Genomic DNA, 18,593 nt, shown 5'->3' on the forward strand with positions numbered 1-18,593 from the left:
GGTGATTACAACAACTGGATTAACGAAACGGTTTCAAAATCATGAAGTACTCACCAATATCGATATGCACGTTGATGCGAAAGATATTGTTGTCCTGCTGGGGCCCAGCGGCTCAGGAAAAAGTACATTGCTACGCTGTCTCAATGGGTTAGAGCAGTTGTCCGGCGGACAGATTGAAGTGAACGGCATTGTGGTGAACAGTGCAGATCCGCTGCGTGTTCAGCGTTCCCGGGTACTGGAGATTCGTCGTCAGACCGGCATGGTATTTCAGCAGTTTAACTTGTATCCACACAAGACGGTGCTTGGCAATGTAATGGAAGGTCTTGTGACGGTGAAAAAAATTAAACGGGACGAAGCTGCCGAACGCGGACGGCTTTTGCTGGATCGTGTAGGTCTGTCAGATAAGCAGGATGCTTATCCTTCCCGTTTATCAGGTGGACAGCAGCAGCGCGTTGCCATTGCACGGGCACTGGCGATGGAACCGGAAGTCATGCTGTTTGACGAACCCACCTCAGCCCTTGACCCCGAACTGGTTGGAGAGGTGCTGTCAGTGATGAAGGAGCTGGCACAGGAAGGCATGACGATGCTGGTCGTGACACATGAGCTGAAATTTGCCCGGAATGTGGCGAACAAAATTGTCTTTATGGCTGACGGTTCTATTGTAGAGACAGCAAGCCCGGAAGCTTTTTTCGAACATCCGGAGCAAGAGCGCACACGACAGTTCCTGCGGCAGATTACCGAATTTTAGGCTACCCCCTAAATCATTCTTGAAATTTTTTTACACTTTAACGGAGAGGAAGGAAAACATCATGAATGTAACAACAGTATGGAAGGGAAAACGCGCGTTTACCTCCGAAGGACCTTCAGGGTATGCGGTAGGTATGGATGCCACAGCGGCATATGGCGGTGACAGCCAAGGCGCTACGCCGATGGAATTGTTGCTGGCTGGACTTGGCGGCTGCATGGGAATCGACATTACGATGATCCTGGATGCTTTTCTGGACAAGATTGATTCGATTGAGATTGAAGCGCAAGGCACACGCAGCGAGGATATGCCAAAAGGGTTCACATCCATTGACCTGATCTTCAAAGTAGACGGTGATATCCCGGATTATCGAATCTGGAAAGCCATCCAAATGGCAGAAGAGAAATACTGCGCGGTTTCTGCATCACTCAGCGCAGATATCCATCCGAAGCTGATTCTTAACGGCGTAAGCACTCCTCGTCCTTAAGATTACAACGTGAACTTTTACATCGAAAAGACATGTTAAAGCGATTATGAAGGCATTCCCAATCAGGGGAGTGCCTTTTTGGCTTCTGCATATTTTTTGATTAGGAACCCAGACGCCTGTAACAACTTCGTCCTATATCTCCTTTTTAATGTCAAATCGTACGCTGCATTTATATGGTATGATGAATGCGCAGGTAAGAATGACCTGGTTCTAATGATCCGAGATGTAAGCGCTTATACAGATGACGGAAGGTGCATATATGTTAAAACGGCTGATTCGAATTTCAAATGATCTGAAATTAAAGCATAAATTGCTCATTTCCTATGTGCTTGTTGTTATGATTCCGGTGCTAATTATCGGCTTGGCGGTCACCAGTTATTTTCGTCAGCAGGCGCTGGATAATGCCATTGGACAGACGATCATCAACGTGGATAAAATCAAAAGCCAGACGGCAACCATGCTGCGTGTGCCTACCGACATATCCAATCTGCTTATGTTTAATACCGATCTCAAGGAGATCGTAAATCGGCAGTATAAAAGTGTGGGGGAGCTGACCTCAGCTTACCTCGCGTATAAAGATTTTCAGGAATACAGGCGGCTATATCGCGAAATTGCGGGTATTCGTTTTTACTCAACCAACCCGACATTGATTAACAATCTGGAGTTTATTCCGGTCAATGAGCGAACCAAGGAGAGTTACTGGTACAAGGAAGCGCTCAAAACGACGAGCATTGGCTGGTTTTATATCCCTGGCAACGAAGACAATCCGGTTCACCGGTTAAGTCTGGTGCGCAAGGTTCCTTTTGCCGAATATAAGACCGAAGGGGTACTTATGATTGTAATCAATCAGGAAGAACTCAACGGTTTGTTGCGACAGGAGCAGTTCGAGACGTTGATTACGGATGAGCAGGGGTATGTCGTGGCAGCAAAAAATACCGAACTGGTCGGCAAAACGCTGGACGAGCTTGATTTCGGCGTCGACCTCCAGAGTCAACCCAAAGGCACTATTGAAGCTGACTTCCAGGGTGAACCCTCCAATATTGTGATTGATGAACTGGGGCCGGGGTCAAGCTTTAATAAACTGAAGGTCATCTCGGTGTTTGCTACCAAAAATATTGTCAAAGATGCCAAACAGATTAGCCAGATCGGCATGATATTTATTACCTTGGTGCTGGTGATTGCACTGCTGCTGGTGTATATCATTTCTTTTCTCACCTCGAACCGGCTGCTCCGGCTCAGTAAACATCTGAACAAGCTGGCTCTTGGGGACTTGAATGTCACTTCGCGCATTGATGGGAACGATGAGATTGGACAATTGTCGCGCCAGTTCAATTACATGGTGAAAAGTATTAATGAGCTGATGACCCAGGTCGTCGAAACAACAGAACAGAACAACCAATTGGAAATCGCCCAAAAAGAGATTAAACTGAAAATGATGGCTAGTCAGATTAATCCTCACTTTTTGTTTAACGCACTTGAATCTATTCGCATGAAAGCTCATATCAAGGGAGAAGCCGAGATTGCGAATATTGTCAGGCTACTAGGCAAGCTGATGCGGAAAAGTCTGGAGATTGGCAGCGGCAAAACGACCTTCCGGGCAGAACTGGAAATGGTACGTTCCTATCTCGAAATTCAGAAATTCCGGTATGGAGATCGGCTGGCGTTTGAGATACTTCTGGATCCTGAGGTGGAGAAGATGTATATTCCGCCGTTGATCATACAGCCGATTGTGGAGAATGCGATTGTGCATGGACTAGAAAATAAAGAAGGAACCGTGCAGGTGCATATTCACATTGTTATGGAGGATGGACTGGTTCAGGTTCGAGTGAAAGATGATGGAGCGGGGATCACGCCAGAACGGCTTGCAGAAGTAATGCAGTTTGTCAGCGGGCCCGAAGAACAGGAGAAGAGCCGGATTGGAATACGCAATGTGCATCAGCGTTTGACTTTGACGTACGGAGAAAATGCCGGATTACAGATCAACAGTGTGTATGGGGAAGGAACGGAGGTTTCTTTCACCTTACCAGCAGGAGGGAACCAGCATGTATAAAGTATTGTTGGTAGACGATGAACCAAGCATTCGCGAGGGACTGACCACGATTATCGATTGGGAAAAATACAGCTTCCAGGTCATGGCTACAGCCGGAAGTGGACGCGAGGCGATTGCCTGTTTCAACGAAATGAAGCCTGACCTGACCATTATTGATATACGGATGCCAGGCATGACGGGCCTGGAAGTCATCGAAGAGATCCGTCAGCATGAACCGGAGGCGCATTTTCTGATTTTGAGTGGTTATGCTGACTTTGATTACGCCAAAAAAGCGATCAGCTTCGGGGTGGATGGTTATCTGCTGAAGCCGGTGGATGAAGAAGAGATCATCGCTGAGCTGGAACGCATCGCGGTGCAGCTTCATCAGGAACGGGAAACGCAGACTCGCTATGCTGGTGAAGATACAGTATACAGGGAACATCAGATTGAAGCGCTACTGTACGACTCATTGCAAGGTACAGAGAGCAAGGAAGAGGACAGTCTTGGACTTCACTGGCCGCAGTATCAAGTCATTTTGCTGGAGATTCATGCTGCGCTTGATCTGCAGCGGGGCAATGAGATGAAGCGCAAACTGATTGAAACCTTTGATCAGAAGGAAAGAGGTATCGTATTTTCATATCATTCCGGCTTGGGGCTATTAATTAAAGAAGCGGTTATCCAGAATTCTTCTGCACAGAGTCTCTATGGTGAATTGCAAACATTACTTGCAGAATGGAATGTGCACATGTACGCTGCTGCCGGAGAACCGGTACAGTCAACAGCGGAGATTGCCAGATCGTACACACAGGCGAGCAGCCTGCTTGCAGAACGTTTTCTGTTTACAGAGCAACGGATCAAACGCTGGGATGAAGCGCGTCTTTCTCCCACAAGTACAGAAAGAGACGGAAGGCTAATCGAAACAGACGGAGTACAGGAGCCTGACGAAGTTGAGTTGGCAGACAAGCTATATTACGCCCTGGATATTCGCAGCAGTGAATCGGTCATGCGTGTGCTTGAAGAGATGCAGGAACGTCTGATTCCGTATCACTGGACAGAGCAGGCAATCAAGACCGTATTCTCTCAGGTGTTTTCGCTTGCATTCAACAAACTTGCCGCAGCTAATCAGCATATGCAATCCATTATGCAGGAGCACTCCGTGCTGATTAATGAGGTATACCATCAGTTGACGATGGCTGATCTTAAAGTGATGGCGACGGAGCACCTGAATCGTCTAATTCAGCGTATGGGCGGAGGCAGCACGGACACGGTGATGAAACAGATGATTGAATTCATTCAGCGCAATCCGGGCGAGAATCTGAAGTTAGAGGTTCTGGCTGAGGTATTTAATTACAACAGCAGTTATCTCGGAAAATTGTTCAAGAATCATACTGGCGAATCTTTTAATGCTTTTCTGGATAAAGTTCGGATCGAAAAAGCAAAAGAATTACTTGATGAAGGGTTAAAGGTTCATCAGGTGGCATCAAGAGTAGGTTATGCCAATGTGGACTATTTTCACGGTAAATTCAAGAAATACGTAGGCGAATCCCCTTCGGCATATAAACAGTCCAGATCGTAATCTCTTACGAGGGAAACGAATCATTATGACAACGAAGATGAATGACCCACGGTGTTCCGGGGAGTTACCTACTCATTATTCATCGATCCATCTCCGGAGATGATCATAATATAATCCATGCACTTTCTGGAATAAGCAATGTTTTATGAATGCCTTACACCTTAGACTGACTGTACAAAGTACAAGAGTCCAGATGAAGGGATGGCTGCAGGATATGAATCGGACGGATCAAGCTGATGTACGTTATACGGTAAATTTGAACGGTACCTGGCAATTTCAATTAGCTGCGCCGACTGGAGGACCAAGAGAACGAGGGAACGCTGCGCCATGCAACCCTCCACACCAGGATGATGCCTTATGGAATACGATTCAGGTTCCGGGATCATGGGAAGAGCAGGGGTACGGAGAAACACCAGAGTATGCCAGAATCGACACATGGACCAAAATTCGTGAGTATGAGGGATCAGCCTGGTATGCTCAGGATATGGATATCCCCCCTGATGAACAGAGCGGGCACTATGTATTTAGACTGCAAGGGGTACGTTGGACATCAAGGCTCTGGTTCAATGGGAATGAAGCAGGCGAAAGGGACAGTCTGCTTACGGAACAGACGTGGGATGTAACGGATTGGGTGAAGCCAGGGGAGATCAACCGTGTGGAGGTTTGGGTCGATAATTCGATGAAGCTTCCTCTCGCGGGCAGCCACATTCACTCTTTGCATACGGCTACGGCCTGGGGAGGTATTACAGGAGGAGCTTGTCTGGAAAGGCTACCGTTGAGGCGGATACATACCGTGCGTATTGAACCTGATATTTCGAGTGGCACGATAGCGATTCAGTGCACGGTGAGAACTCCTATTCCAGTCTCAACAGCACCGCTACACTTGCTGATTGATATCCAACATCCAGACGGCACATGGCTCCAACGCCAGCATCATCATATCGATTGTGCAGGAAACAGTGTAAACGCTGAATGTGATGATCATATTGGGAGCGACGAGGTAGAGGCAGACCAGGTTATAACGTCATGCCGCATTGCACTTGGTGCATCGAGCCCCTTCGTATTGTGGAGCGATGAGAACCCGGCCTTATATCGGGCCGTGATTCGTCTGCAGGAAGGTGAACAGGAGCTTGACCGGGTGGAGCAGCGGTTTGGCATGCGATCTTTTGCAGCAAGAGGAAAACAGCTTGTCCTGAATGAAACGCCGATCTTTCTGCGTGGATATGTGGACTGCTGCATTTTTCCGCTTACGGGATATCCGGTCTGGGATTACGAGCATTATGTGAAGCAGTTTCGCTTGGCCAAGTCTTACGGATTCAACCATGTGCGATTACACGGGTGGAGTCCACCGGAACCGTTCTGGGAGGCTGCCGATGAAGAGGGGATGCTTGTGCAGGCGGAGCTACCGCACTGGTCACGCTTTTATGAGAAGCGGGATGTATCAGCTCCTCCTGATATACAGATGTATCTGACACAAGAACTGGATCGGCTGCTGGAGGCATTGCATCGTCATCCTTCCTTTGTTCTGTTCTCACTGGGCAATGAGCTGGTTGGTGCGAACGGGCATCCGGAACTGAATACACTGATTGCGAGAGCGAGGGAGAAAGACCCCACCAGACTGTATACGGATAATACCGGATTTGGGCAGCTTCCAGCTCAAGGAAGAGATGCCGATTATTTTATTCAGTCTTTTAACTGGCATCCCCCGCTGGAATCCGTTTTGTCGGCTGTGCCGGATACTACGCTGGATTATCATGCAGTTACACGGCTTGCATCACATCCGGTGATCGGGCATGAACATGCGCAATTTACGATGTATGTACGTCCGCAGGAACGAGAGCAGTATACAGGTGTCCTTCGTCCTACGTGGTTAGATTCTGTCGAAGCGTCGCTCGCACGTAAAGGAATGATGGCAAAGCTGGAACAATATCAGCAGGCAACGGGAACACATCTGATGCGATCGCTTAAAGAAGCGATGGAGCGAGTAAGACGCACGCCAGATGCAGCGGGCATTCAGCTGCTGGATATCCGTGATTTTCCGGGGCAGGGGCATGCGACCACAGGTTTTCTGGATGTCTTTTGGGAGGATAAAGGAATAACTACACCGGATGAAGTGAAACGATTTAACGCTGATATAGTCCTTCTTCTGGCTTCCAAAGACCGCACGTACTATGCGGGAGAACCCATTGAAATTGATGTGCGCATATCCCATTATGGCAAAGAGGTCTTAAAGAATGCTGCCGTTCACTGGAGACTTGTTACGGACGAACGGACGCTTGCTGAAGGAGGCTGGAGCTGCGAGGATATCCCGTGCGGTTCGGTCATTTCTCTTGGAAGTGTGAAGGTCAACGCACCTGTCGAGTGTGTATCTGCTTTTCGAGTGGAAGCTGAGCTGCGTTGCCAGAATGTGAATGATTCAATTCATCCCGGTAGCTCTGATCATACGACTGTTCATTCTCCTAATCGTGTGGCAGTCGTTACGGCAGCTCAGAATGGTTGGCATGGGTGGTCTTTCCCGCTGATGCAGATGGAGAGTGAACGTCATGGAGATATGAAGCGTATCTGGAATACGGTAAAGGAATTAGAGCCTCTGTTGGTCGAATCGTATCATGATTGTGCAGATCATGTGGATGGCTTTCGCTTGTTAAAAGAAGGCCAGTATGACCTGTTAATCGTGAAGTCGCTAACTTCCAATGTGCTTGATTATCTCTTGAATGGTAGCAGGGTTTGGCTTATGCCAGCTGCAGCGGATCTGTATGATTCGGTGGAAACGAAGTACCTGCCGGTGTTCTGGAATTATCTCATGTTTGCTACCCAGCCGGGCGCTACGATGGGCATGCACATGGAGAAAGAAACGGCTCTTCTCGGAGCCTTTCCACAGGATGGAGCCTCGGACTGGCACTGGTATCATCTTGTGAATGGTACGCCAGCCATATGCCTGGATACCATGCAGGGAGTTACGCCGTTGATCGAGGTGGTAGATCATTTTCACCGGGCGAAACGGCTGGCTTATGCCTTTGAGGCGAGAGCAGGAAAGGGGCGCATTCTGGTGTCCTCTCTTCCTTTTACCGATACAGCCTTAATGAAGCGTCCTGAAGCTGCATTTCTTTTTCAAGAGATGTTGTCTTATGTCAGCGGAGAGCAATTTCAGCCGGAAAGCTCCGTTACTGCTGCCGAGCTGTTAGGCATTTTCAAACTTCAGCCCATTCAATTTACGTTGTGATCAATGGGATTCATCGAGAGACCTGTAAAGGTCTCTTTTTTGCTGTATGAGAAGGGAGGTAAACGATTTCTAAAAAACGTTTTCGTTATTATCCTTATAAAGTTAAATGAACCTTTATATAGATTATTTAGTGTTAATAAGTTTAGATTATCTCTAATTTTAACGGTTCAATGTCTTATTTTAGCCGGGGATATCTAATTTTTATATGATTTTCTCTAAAATCCAGATGGTATTTTGAAAACGCTCTATCGATTATGATTATTTTATAAAAACAGAGGAGGGGGAACGGAGATGGAAACGCTAACAAAGAAATCCGCTTCCGCGAAAAGAGGCAGTGACTCCAAAACGCCATTGAAGCCAAGGCGTAACGGAGTTTGGGACAGAATGAAACAGCAGAAGTATCTTTATCTTATGTCATTGCCATTCGTTGCTTGGGTTTTTGTATTTAACTATCTTCCGCTATGGGGATGGACGATGGCTTTTCAAAACTATAAACCTGCCAGATCGTTTGGTGAACAGGATTGGGTTGGTTTTAAACACTTTGTAGAATTGTTCAGTGATGATCGGTTCTATCTGGTGCTTCGAAATACACTTGCGATGAGCTTGATGGGACTAGTTGTGGGTTTTATCGTGCCTATTCTCTTTGCCATCCTCCTGAACGAAATGAAAGGTATGTTCTTCAAGCGGGCTGTGCAGACCGTATCGTACCTTCCTCACTTTGTATCCTGGGTCGTTGTTGCAGGAATTATTACCAAGATGCTGTCCACGGATGGCGGAATTATCAACGATTTGTTAATCGGTCTCAATATTATTGATCAGCCGATTCAATTTATGGCCAAGGGTAATCTGTTCTGGTACATTGTAACCGCTTCAGATATGTGGAAGGAAACCGGCTGGAATGCGATCATCTATCTGGCGGCAATCACAGGTATCGACCAAGAGCTGTATGAAGCATCCCGAGTAGACGGTGCAAACCGGTTCAGACAGATGTGGCATATTACGCTGCCAGGTATTCGCACAACCATCTCCGTATTGTTCATCATGTCCATCGGACATCTGATCAGCATCGGTTTTGAGAAACAATTTTTGCTACAGAACAGTCTGGTCCTGGATTACTCGGAAGTCCTTGATCTCTACGCACTTAATTACGGTCTGAATATGGGACGATTCTCTTATGGTACAGCGATAGGTATCTTCAACTCCGTTGTCAGCATCATCCTTCTGTTTACGGCCAACGGTTTGTTCAAAAAATTCACCAAAGAAAGCATCATGTAGGGAGGGGGAGATATTATGGCGAACAAAGCATTCAATGCTACACGGGGCGATAAAGTGTTCGATATATTCAATATCCTCGCGATGACCATGGTGCTGGTTGTAACACTCTATCCGTTCCTTAACGTACTGGCAATCTCGCTTAATAACTCAGCGGATACGGTGCGCGGCGGAATTTACTTATGGCCTCGTGAATTTACATTACAGAACTATCAGACGATCTTTCAGTATGAAGGTTTGCTCCAAGGCTTGAAAATCTCCATTATGCGTACCCTTGTAGGTACACTGCTTGGACTGATCAGTTCATCCATGATTGCATTTACGCTGAGCAGACCTGACTTCGGTCTTCGGAAGTTTGTATCTACAACACTGGCGCTAACGATGTATTTCTCGGGTGGTCTGATTCCGGTATACATCCTGATGCGTGACCTGAACCTGATCGGTACATTCTGGGTGTATGTATTGCCTGGCATGATCAGTGCCTGGAACGTATTTATCATCCGTTCATTCATTGACGGTCTGCCCTATGCCTTGCAGGAATCAGCCAAGCTGGACGGTGCAAATGATTTCAAAATCTATTACCGTATCATTTTGCCGCTCTGCAAGCCAGTACTCGCAACAATTGCTTTGTTCCTGGCAGTGGGTCAGTGGAATGCGTGGTTTGATACGTATCTGTATAACGGTTCGAAAGCACATCTGACAACGTTGCAATATGAGTTGATGAAAGTACTGCAAAGTACACAACAAGGTTCGGGAGCCGGACGGAATGCCAATGATATGGCACAGCAAATGACACAAATCTCTCCAGAATCCATCAAAATGGCCATTACAATTGTAGTCACAGTTCCGATTCTGATTGTGTATCCGTTCCTGCAAAAGTACTTTGTTGGCGGGATGACGCTTGGAGCGGTAAAAGCATAGACCTATATCCAGATGTAAAGACTGGCTTAATAATGGATTGTACACCTATAATAAAGTGCTTATATAGATGAGCTCAGGATATCCAGACTGCTGCCACTCGGTCACAGGTAGATTTGTCGGTCGCGGCGGCAGAAGGACATTCGTGATGCTATAGAGAGGAACAGATCGTTCCGTATAAGACAGACGTATGAAATAGGGAGGATTACCATTATGTCCAGTTTCAAATGGAAGGTCACATTGGCGCCGGTTCTGGCTTTACTTTTGCTTACAGCTTGCGATGGAGGTGTAGGCGGTAAAACGTCGCTTACGGATACAAGCGGGGGACAGAATGCACCATCACCACTTACATTTGATTTTTTCAGTGTTGATCCGAGTCTGAACTGGAATGGCATGAAGGATGAAGTAGGCAAGGTTATTACAGCCAAAACAGGCATTACCCTGAACGGTGAATTTGCCGTTAGCGGGGGACAGGACAGAATTTCCCTGATGGCAGCAAGCCGGGATTATCCAGATATCGTGTCACCGAAGGGTGAACTCAGTAAACTGGTGGATGCTGGAGCGATGCTGGACCTGACTGACCTTATCGAACAGCATGCTCCCAACTTGAAGAAGCTATATGGTAATTACATGGATCGGTTGAAATACAGTAACGAGGATCAGGCCATTTATGTGCTACCGACGTATTATGCGGTGGATCAGAAGTATTTTGACGCTGGCGGAGGGTTCGGTATTCAGCATCGTGTGCTGAAGGAATTAGGATACCCGCAGGTTCGTACACTTCAAGACTATGAAAAAGTACTGCGAACATACAGCGATAAACATCCGATGACGGATGGCAAGCCGACCATTCCGTTAACGCTGGATGCGGACAACTGGCGAATCATGATCACGGTCACGAATCCAGCTTTTCTGGCGACAGGTGCGCCGGATGACGGCGAGTACTACATTCACCCGGAGACCTATGAAGCGAAGCTGCATTACAAGCGCCCGGAAGAGAAAGAGTACTTCCGCTGGTTGAATCATATGTACAACGAAGGTTTGCTGGATCAGGAAAGCTTTGTACAGAAATCGGATCAGTACAAATCCAAGATTGCAAGCGGACGCGTACTGGGTGTCATTGATCAGGATTGGGGGTATGCCGATGCAGAGGACGTATTGAAATCGTCGGGCAGGGCGGAGGCAGCTTATTCTCATTTCCCGGTGACACTGTCCGAGGAGTTGAAAGATCATTCTTTTCAGGACACGGGATTTGTATCCGGCTGGGGGGTAGGAATTACGACTTCAAACCCTGATCCGGTGCGTACCATCCAGTTCTTTGATTATTTAGCTTCCGAAGAAGGTCAGATTCTGATGAACTGGGGCATCGAAGGTAAGCACTATGAGATCAAGAATGGCAAGCGTGTCATTTCGGCAGCGGTTCAAGAACGGAAAACAAACCATGCTTCCGCGTTCCAAAAAGAGTCTGGCATCGGACTATATAAAAATATGTCCGGACGTTATGGAGATGGCGTGAAAGACTCTACGAACAATTATTACACGACAAATTTCCCTGAACAGATTGAAGCTTCGTATACTCAAGCGGAGAAGGATACCCTTCAGGCATATGGGGCGTCAACATGGAAGGATCTGTTCCCGAGTGAAGAGGAATTCCCGGTTAAACCTTGGGGAGCTGCATATAACATGCCTACACCAGGGGACTCAGACTATAATGTCATTTTCCAGAAAACACAGGATATTATCCGCAAACGGATTCCCGAAGCTGTCTTAAGTTCACCTGAGAAGTTTGATGCCATGTATGATGGCATGATCGCTGAACTGAACCAGGCAGGAGCAGAAAAAATGGAAAAACAATATACCATATTGATTCAAAATCGTGTTCGTTTGTGGAACGCTGATTAGTGTTGAACTTCTACAGACATGTCCACTTGAAAAATAAAATATAACCCGGACTACCGGGTTTGTTTTATACAGAAAACGTTTTAGTGAAACCGTTTTATTTTTTTATAATTGGCTATTGACAAGGGTTTTCTTAACGATTATGATTCAACTGTGAAAGCACTTACAATAACTTGTCCACTATTAAAAAGCTCGCCAGAAGGAAAGAAACTGAATCAACTTGAAAGTGAAAAAAGCATTGGTTAGGTCGGATTTGTATCCCTTATTCACTGGAAATTAAGTAAGCGCTTTTAATGACATTGGATCTGAGAAGAAGATTGGATTCACCCGAATATGGTATGAGCAGGCGAGCCCTGTTGTACAAATACACAGCTTCATTTTATCCAAAAGGGGGATTATACATGAAGGGCAGAACACCAAAAACATTTGCAATGCTTTTGTTAGCCAGCGCTCTTGCCGTTACAGCAGGATGCAACAGTGGAGGGAAATCAGATTCAGAGAAACCGGTGGATACGGGGGATACAACAACTCCAGTCACCTTTACATTCTTTGGAGCAGATGCGAGTCCAAACTGGAACAACATGAAGGATGCTGTCGGGCAAGAGATCACGAAGGCAACGGGTGTTACGCTTGAAGCTGAATTTGATGTAAATAACGGCGGAGACCAGAAGATTCCTCTCATGGCTGCGAGTGGTGATTACCCTGATATTATCTATCCTAAAGGAAACTTGTCGAAGCTTGTGGATGCAGGTGCAATGCTTGATCTGACCGATCTGATTGAAGAGCATGCACCCAACCTGAAGAAAATCTACGGCGACCAGATGAACCGTCTGAAATACAGCACGGAAGACCAGGCCATCTATACGATTCCAACGAACATGGGTGTAGGTAACGTAGCATTCGATGCCACCGGCGGATTCGAGATTCAACAGAAAGTGTTGAAAGAGCTGGGTTATCCTGAAGTGAAAACTCTTGAAGATTATGAGAATGTGCTGCGAACTTACTATGAAAAACATCCAACCATTGATGGACAGCCTACCATTCCGCTGACGCTGAATGCGGATGACTGGAAGATTATGATTACGGTTACAAACCCGGCCTTCCAGGCAACAGGTGCACCGGATGATGGTGAATATTATATCAACCCTGAAACCTATGAAGCCATGCTGCATTACAAACGTCCAGAGGAGAAAGAATATTTCCGCTGGTTGAATAAAATGTACAACGAAGGTCTCTTGGACAAAGATACGTTTGTTCAGAAGGATGACCAGTATAAATCCAAAATTGCGAGTGGCCGCGTTCTCGGTCTGATTGACCAAGAGTGGAACTACGGTGAAGCAGAGAATGCTCTGAAGTCCAAAAACAATGGCGAGAGCACATATGCTCACTTCTCTGTTTCACTAAACAAGGATATTGTGGATCACACGTTCCAACCCACAGGTTTTGACGGTTACGGCATCGGGATTACAAAATCTGCAAAAGATCCGGTTCGGATCATCAAATTTATGGATTGGCTTGCCTCCGATGAAGGTCAACTGCTCCGCTACTGGGGTGTTGAGAACCAGCACTACAAAGTAGAGAATGGAAAACGCATCGTACCCGATGATGTGCAGGATCGTAAAATTAACGATAACTCCGCGTTCATGAAAGAATCTGGAGTTGGACTGTATAACATCTTTAGTGCCAGATATGGTGATGGTATGAAAGATTCCACAGATAACTACTACACAACAAACTTCCCTGAACAGATTCAGGCTGGATATACAGCAGCGGAAAAAGAGACGTTGAAAGCGTATGGCATTACGACATGGAAAGATTTCTTCCCATCTGAAGATAAGTTAAAACTGAAGGATTGGGGAGCAGCATATAACATGCCGGTGCCTTCCGATACCGAATACAACGTAACCTTCCAAAAAACACAGGATATTATCCGCAAACGCATTCCGGAAGCGATCTTGGCAAAGCCGGATCAATTTGACAGTCTGTATGACGGACTGCTGGCTGAACTGGATAAAGCAGGTGCAGTGGAGATGGAAAAACAATATACAGTTTGGATCAAAGATCGTGTATCGCTCTGGACAGGTAAAGATGTGAAGTAAGTTTCAGTGAAATATAACGATTGAAGCATGTGTTCGATCAAAAATTACGAATTAGCATGGCTTGAATAAAAATGTGGTATTCACAGGTTCTGAGCCTGTTATACAGATAAAACCTTCATAAATAAGGGAGATAGACAAATGAGAGGCAAAATGAAAGTCAGAATGACAGCTAAGACACCCAAGACGTTTGCGATGTTAATGTTGGCTAGTGCAATGTTGGTTACGGCTGGATGCGGTAACTCCGGTAGCAAAGAGGCAGCCAAATCCAGTGGTACCGACCCGATTACGATCTCGTTCTTTGGTGCGGACCCAAGTCCAACCTGGAACAACATGCAGGATACGGTTGGCAAAGAGATTACGAAGCAAACAGGCGTTACCATTGAAGCAGAGTATGATGTCAACAATGGCGGTGACCAGAAGGTTGCGCTGATGGCAGCCAGCGGCGATTATCCGGATATGATTTTTCCAAAAGGAAACTTGTCGAAGCTAGTGGATGCCGGAGCCATGGTTGACCTCACGGATCTGATTGAGAAGCATGCTCCCAACCTGAAAAAAATCTATGGTGACCAGATGAACCGTCTGAAATACAGCACCGAAGATCAAGCGATCTATACGATCCCGACCAACATGGGAGTAGATAACGTTGTCTTTGATGCTACGGGCGGATTTGAAATCCAGCAAAAGGTACTGAAAGAGCTGGGTTACCCGGAAGTAAAAACACTGGAGGACTACGAAAATGTACTCCGTGCGTATTATGAAAAACACCCTACTATGGACGGTCAGCCAATGATTCCACTGACGCTGAATGCTGATGATTGGAAAATCATGATCACCGTTACGAATCCGGCCTTCCAGGCAACAGGTGCACCGGACGATGGGGAGTATTATATCAATCCTGAGACGTATGAAGCGATGCTTCATTACAAACGTCCAGAGGAGAAAGAGTACTTCCGCTGGTTGAACAAAATGTACAACGAAGGTCTTCTGGACAAAGATACATTTGTGCAAAAAGATGACCAATACAAGTCCAAAATTGCTAGCGGCCGTGTTCTGGGTCTGATTGATCAGGAGTGGAACTATAGTGAAGCCGAGAATGCTCTGAAATCCGCAGGTAAGGATGACAGCACGTATGCTCACTTCTCCGTCTCTCTGAACAAGGATATCGTAGACCATACGTTCCAGCCAACTGGCTTTGATGGATATGGCATCGGGATCACAACGTCAGCCAAAGATCCGGTTCGCATCATCAAGTTCATGGATTGGCTTGCATCCGAACAAGGTCAAGTTCTGAGAAACTGGGGAATTGAAAACGAACATTACAAAGTAGAGGATGGCAAACGTGTCATTCCGCAGGATATTCAGGATCGCAAAGTGAATGATAACTCCGCTTTCACTAAAGAAACGGGAATTGGCATGTACAACATTTTCAGTGCCAGATACGGTGATGGTGTGAAGGATGCAACGGATAATTATTATACAACCAACTTCCCGGAGCAGATCCAGGCTGGGTACACAGCGGCTGAGAAGGAAACGTTGAAAGCTTACGGCATTAAGACATGGAAAGATTTCTACCCTTCTGAAGATGATCTGAAGCTGAAAGAGTGGGGAGCAGCCTATAATATGCCCGTACCTTCCGGTACTGATTACAGTGTGAAATTCCAGAAAACACAGGACATCGTCCGCAAACGTATTCCGGAAGCTGTTCTGACTTCACCAGCGAACTTTGATACAACCTATGATGCATTCCTCGCTGAATTGGATAAAGCTGGTGCAGTGGAGATGGAGAAACAATACACGGAATGGATCAAAGATCGTGTATCTCTATGGACAGGGAAAAATGTGAAATAATACATGTTATTTTCTTCATTCAAGTTAAATTAGTTCGAAGGAGGCCCTCGCTTTGAGGGTCTTTTTGTATAAAAGTGTGAGTAGAAGCATTGACGACATTTTTGAAATCGAATATAATCCTCTTATTGTAAGCACTTCCAGTACAGGAAAGAGATGAAGATGCCGTTTTTTTTTAGTTTTATCCAGTGAAGAAATGAATTGATTTTTTATTTACTTATTTTCGAAAACGTTTTAGGAAACTGGTTTAGCAAATTGCCTTATTTTTTATTTGGAGACATATCAAAGCCGAGGCGGAATGAGCCTCACGTTCAAAACTATTAATTAGAATGACCGCTGGGTATACGATCCGTGTGTCATCAGAGACGGAGGATTTTAGCCATGACCATTTTCCAATTCCCGCAAGATTTCCGCTGGGGAACAGCAACTGCGTCCTATCAGATTGAAGGTGCTGCGCAAGAGGGGGGACGCGGAGTATCCATTTGGGATACATTTGCACGTACGCCTGGTAAAGTATTTAACGGTGACAATGGCGACGTTGCTTGTGACAGCTACCACCGCTACGAAGAAGATATTGAACTGATGAAAAAGCTCGGCATCAACACGTATCGTTTCTCTATTGCTTGGCCGCGCATTATTCCAGACGGAGATGGTGAGATCAACCGTGAAGGTCTGGACTTTTACCATCGTTTTGTGGATGCCTTGCTGGATGCTGGTATTGAACCGTTTCTCACACTGTATCACTGGGATCTGCCGCAGACGCTGGAGGATGACGGAGGCTGGGGTAATCGCAGAACGGTGGATGCGTTTGTGAAATATGCAGAAGTGATCTTCAAAGAATTCTCGGGCAAAATCAACTTCTGGCTGACCTTCAATGAACCATGGTGTATTGCATTTCTGTCCAACATGCTGGGCATTCATGCGCCAGGCAATAAAGATGTGCAAACGGCAATTAACGTGGCTCACGGCCTGCTTGTTGCACATGGTAAAGCGGTTCAGTCCTTCCGTCGTATGGGTATTACCGGTCAGATTGGTATCGCTCCTAATGTATGCTGGGCTGAGCCGTACAGCAAGTCTCCTGAAGATCAGGCAGCATGTGACCGTGCGATTGCACTGAATACGGATTGGTTCCTTGATCCTATTTATAAGGGGGCATACCCACAGTTTCTGGTGGACTGGTTTGCGGAGGCAGGAGCAACGGTGCCGATTCAAGACGGAGATATGGAAATTATCGGAGAGCCGATTGATCTGTTGGGCATTAACTATTATACGATGGGCATTAATCGTTATAATCCGGAAGCAGGTGTGCTTCAATCTGAAGAAATGAACATGGGTTTGATTAAAACGGACATCGGCTGGCCGGTGGAATCACGCGGTTTGTATGAATTCATGCATTACTTGCAAAAGTATGGCAACGTGGATGTGTATATTACCGAGAATGGCGCATGTATCAACGATGATCTGGAAAATGGAAAAATTAACGATGATCGTCGCATTTCTTATTATGAGCAGCATTTGGCTCAAATCCATCGCATTATCAATGACGGCATCAACCTGAAAGGGTACATGGCTTGGTCGCTAATGGATAATTATGAATGGGCTGAAGGTTACCGGATGCGCTTTGGTTTGGTGCACGTTGATTTTCGTTCACTTGTAAGAACGCCAAAGGAAAGCTTCTACTGGTATCAGAGCGTGATCAAGAACAATTGGCTTGACATTCGGAACTAATTTACTTTATGAACCAAATCAAGTTATTTCTATTATATATAGGCGGTCTGTCGGACTTTTCCGATAGGCCGTCTTTTCTTTGGTGACAGATAAAAATGAAGTTCATAGATCGTTCAAAGGCTTTGGCATATATTTCTGTTATAAAAACAGAATTTTTGGGTTATAAGAAGTAAGAATGAATTACATTCATGTTTGTCAATAAGTATCATAGAAATAAAGTGTCTAAAATGAGAAATAAATTTGAACATTTCTTGACTAAAATTCATACTAATGTGGTATATTGGTACTAGGAAAGCACTTACAAAAAGGGAAAAGGAAGTGTTTACTATGGCATCTAAAACAGCAATGGTCAGCCAATTGGAGCGTAAAGATAAAAATATGCATCGTGCAGTTTTGACGATGACGGTTCTGGCATGGGTTGCACTCATCACAGGAGTTGTACTGTGCCTGATTAACTTGAATGATTTTAACGACCGTAATCTTGGCTTGATGCTCGGTATTGGATTCCTTGTAGGTAGTGTGTTTATTTACGTTATTGCCAAAGCGATTGCCCTTGTTCATACACGCGAGGAAGACGAAAACTCCGACTGATTATAATCTTGCGTCGATTCGTTAATAATAAGACTGGATAAGTACCTGGAATCCGGTCAATAAAGCCCTTTGCGGATTCGTTGACATTGTTCAACGGGACTGCAAAGGGTTTTGTTTTGTGACATGATGTGTATAAATTACAATGTACAAATATCAAGCATGCAATCGATTTGTGAGAAAA

Annotated in this window: 12 protein-coding genes; all 12 read left to right on the forward strand. The window is 45.7% G+C overall.

Annotation, left to right across the window (positions count from 1 at the left end; genetic code table 11):
- Position 1 precedes the first annotated feature (1 nt).
- The 12 genes from ACR8BL_RS21040 to ACR8BL_RS21095 all read left to right on the forward strand — a co-directional run bounded on the left by ACR8BL_RS21040 (position 2) and on the right by ACR8BL_RS21095 (position 18,412).
- Positions 2–748: an amino acid ABC transporter ATP-binding protein gene (locus ACR8BL_RS21040; protein ID WP_434749367.1), complete on the forward strand. Its 747-nt coding sequence runs from the start codon at positions 2–4 to the stop codon at positions 746–748.
- A 61-nt stretch (positions 749–809) separates the two neighbouring features.
- Positions 810–1,232, forward strand: coding sequence for an OsmC family protein (locus tag ACR8BL_RS21045; protein ID WP_090924948.1), 423 nt, complete (start codon positions 810–812; stop codon positions 1,230–1,232).
- Between the two features lie 259 nt (positions 1,233–1,491).
- Complete coding sequence (locus ACR8BL_RS21050) at positions 1,492–3,282, forward strand: sensor histidine kinase (protein ID WP_434749368.1); 1,791 nt, start codon at positions 1,492–1,494, stop codon at positions 3,280–3,282.
- On the forward strand, positions 3,275–4,837 hold the full coding sequence (locus tag ACR8BL_RS21055) for a response regulator (protein WP_434749369.1): 1,563 nt from the start codon (positions 3,275–3,277) through the stop codon (positions 4,835–4,837). Before ACR8BL_RS21050 ends, ACR8BL_RS21055 begins: the two co-directional genes overlap by 8 nt.
- A 193-nt stretch (positions 4,838–5,030) precedes the next feature.
- Complete coding sequence (locus ACR8BL_RS21060; RefSeq protein WP_434749370.1) at positions 5,031–8,060, forward strand: glycoside hydrolase family 2 protein; 3,030 nt, start codon at positions 5,031–5,033, stop codon at positions 8,058–8,060.
- 291 nt (positions 8,061–8,351) lie between these two features.
- Positions 8,352–9,335, forward strand: a complete 984-nt coding sequence (locus ACR8BL_RS21065; RefSeq protein WP_434749371.1) for an ABC transporter permease — start codon at positions 8,352–8,354, stop codon at positions 9,333–9,335.
- A 15-nt stretch (positions 9,336–9,350) separates the two neighbouring features.
- Entirely contained in the window at positions 9,351–10,253 is a 903-nt protein-coding gene (locus ACR8BL_RS21070) for a carbohydrate ABC transporter permease (protein WP_336121857.1), read from the forward strand.
- Positions 10,254–10,463: 210 nt separating this feature from the next.
- A complete protein-coding gene (locus ACR8BL_RS21075) occupies positions 10,464–12,152 on the forward strand; it encodes an ABC transporter substrate-binding protein (protein ID WP_434749372.1) in 1,689 nt (562 codons plus the stop codon).
- Between the two features lie 398 nt (positions 12,153–12,550).
- Positions 12,551–14,248, forward strand: coding sequence for an ABC transporter substrate-binding protein (locus ACR8BL_RS21080; protein WP_434749373.1), 1,698 nt, complete (start codon positions 12,551–12,553; stop codon positions 14,246–14,248).
- 162 nt (positions 14,249–14,410) lie between these two features.
- Positions 14,411–16,096 carry an ABC transporter substrate-binding protein gene (locus ACR8BL_RS21085; RefSeq protein WP_434753202.1) on the forward strand — a complete coding sequence of 562 codons (1,686 nt, stop codon included), beginning with the start codon at positions 14,411–14,413 and terminating at the stop codon, positions 16,094–16,096.
- Positions 16,097–16,474: 378 nt separating this feature from the next.
- Positions 16,475–17,821 (forward strand): GH1 family beta-glucosidase, encoded by a 1,347-nt coding sequence (locus ACR8BL_RS21090; RefSeq protein ID WP_434749374.1) that lies wholly within the window; start codon positions 16,475–16,477, stop codon positions 17,819–17,821.
- A 327-nt stretch (positions 17,822–18,148) separates the two neighbouring features.
- Positions 18,149–18,412: a hypothetical protein gene (locus ACR8BL_RS21095; RefSeq protein ID WP_434749375.1), complete on the forward strand. Its 264-nt coding sequence runs from the start codon at positions 18,149–18,151 to the stop codon at positions 18,410–18,412.
- The last annotated feature ends 181 nt before the right edge of the window (positions 18,413–18,593 follow it).

The sequence above is a fragment of the Paenibacillus amylolyticus genome (genome assembly GCF_051136285.1).
GTDB lineage: Bacteria > Bacillota > Bacilli > Paenibacillales > Paenibacillaceae > Paenibacillus > Paenibacillus amylolyticus_F.

Coding starts and splice junctions, on each gene's coding strand:
- ACR8BL_RS21065 (WP_434749371.1), top strand. CDS start 8,352: ATGGAAACGCTAACAAAGAAATCCGCTTCCGCGAAAAGAGGCAGTGAC.
- ACR8BL_RS21045 (WP_090924948.1), top strand. CDS start 810: ATGAATGTAACAACAGTATGGAAGGGAAAACGCGCGTTTACCTCCGAA.
- ACR8BL_RS21070 (WP_336121857.1), top strand. CDS start 9,351: ATGGCGAACAAAGCATTCAATGCTACACGGGGCGATAAAGTGTTCGAT.
- ACR8BL_RS21085 (WP_434753202.1), top strand. CDS start 14,411: ATGACAGCTAAGACACCCAAGACGTTTGCGATGTTAATGTTGGCTAGT.
- ACR8BL_RS21075 (WP_434749372.1), top strand. CDS start 10,464: ATGTCCAGTTTCAAATGGAAGGTCACATTGGCGCCGGTTCTGGCTTTA.
- ACR8BL_RS21090 (WP_434749374.1), top strand. CDS start 16,475: ATGACCATTTTCCAATTCCCGCAAGATTTCCGCTGGGGAACAGCAACT.
- ACR8BL_RS21050 (WP_434749368.1), top strand. CDS start 1,492: ATGTTAAAACGGCTGATTCGAATTTCAAATGATCTGAAATTAAAGCAT.
- ACR8BL_RS21095 (WP_434749375.1), top strand. CDS start 18,149: ATGGCATCTAAAACAGCAATGGTCAGCCAATTGGAGCGTAAAGATAAA.
- ACR8BL_RS21060 (WP_434749370.1), top strand. CDS start 5,031: ATGAAGGGATGGCTGCAGGATATGAATCGGACGGATCAAGCTGATGTA.
- ACR8BL_RS21055 (WP_434749369.1), top strand. CDS start 3,275: ATGTATAAAGTATTGTTGGTAGACGATGAACCAAGCATTCGCGAGGGA.
- ACR8BL_RS21080 (WP_434749373.1), top strand. CDS start 12,551: ATGAAGGGCAGAACACCAAAAACATTTGCAATGCTTTTGTTAGCCAGC.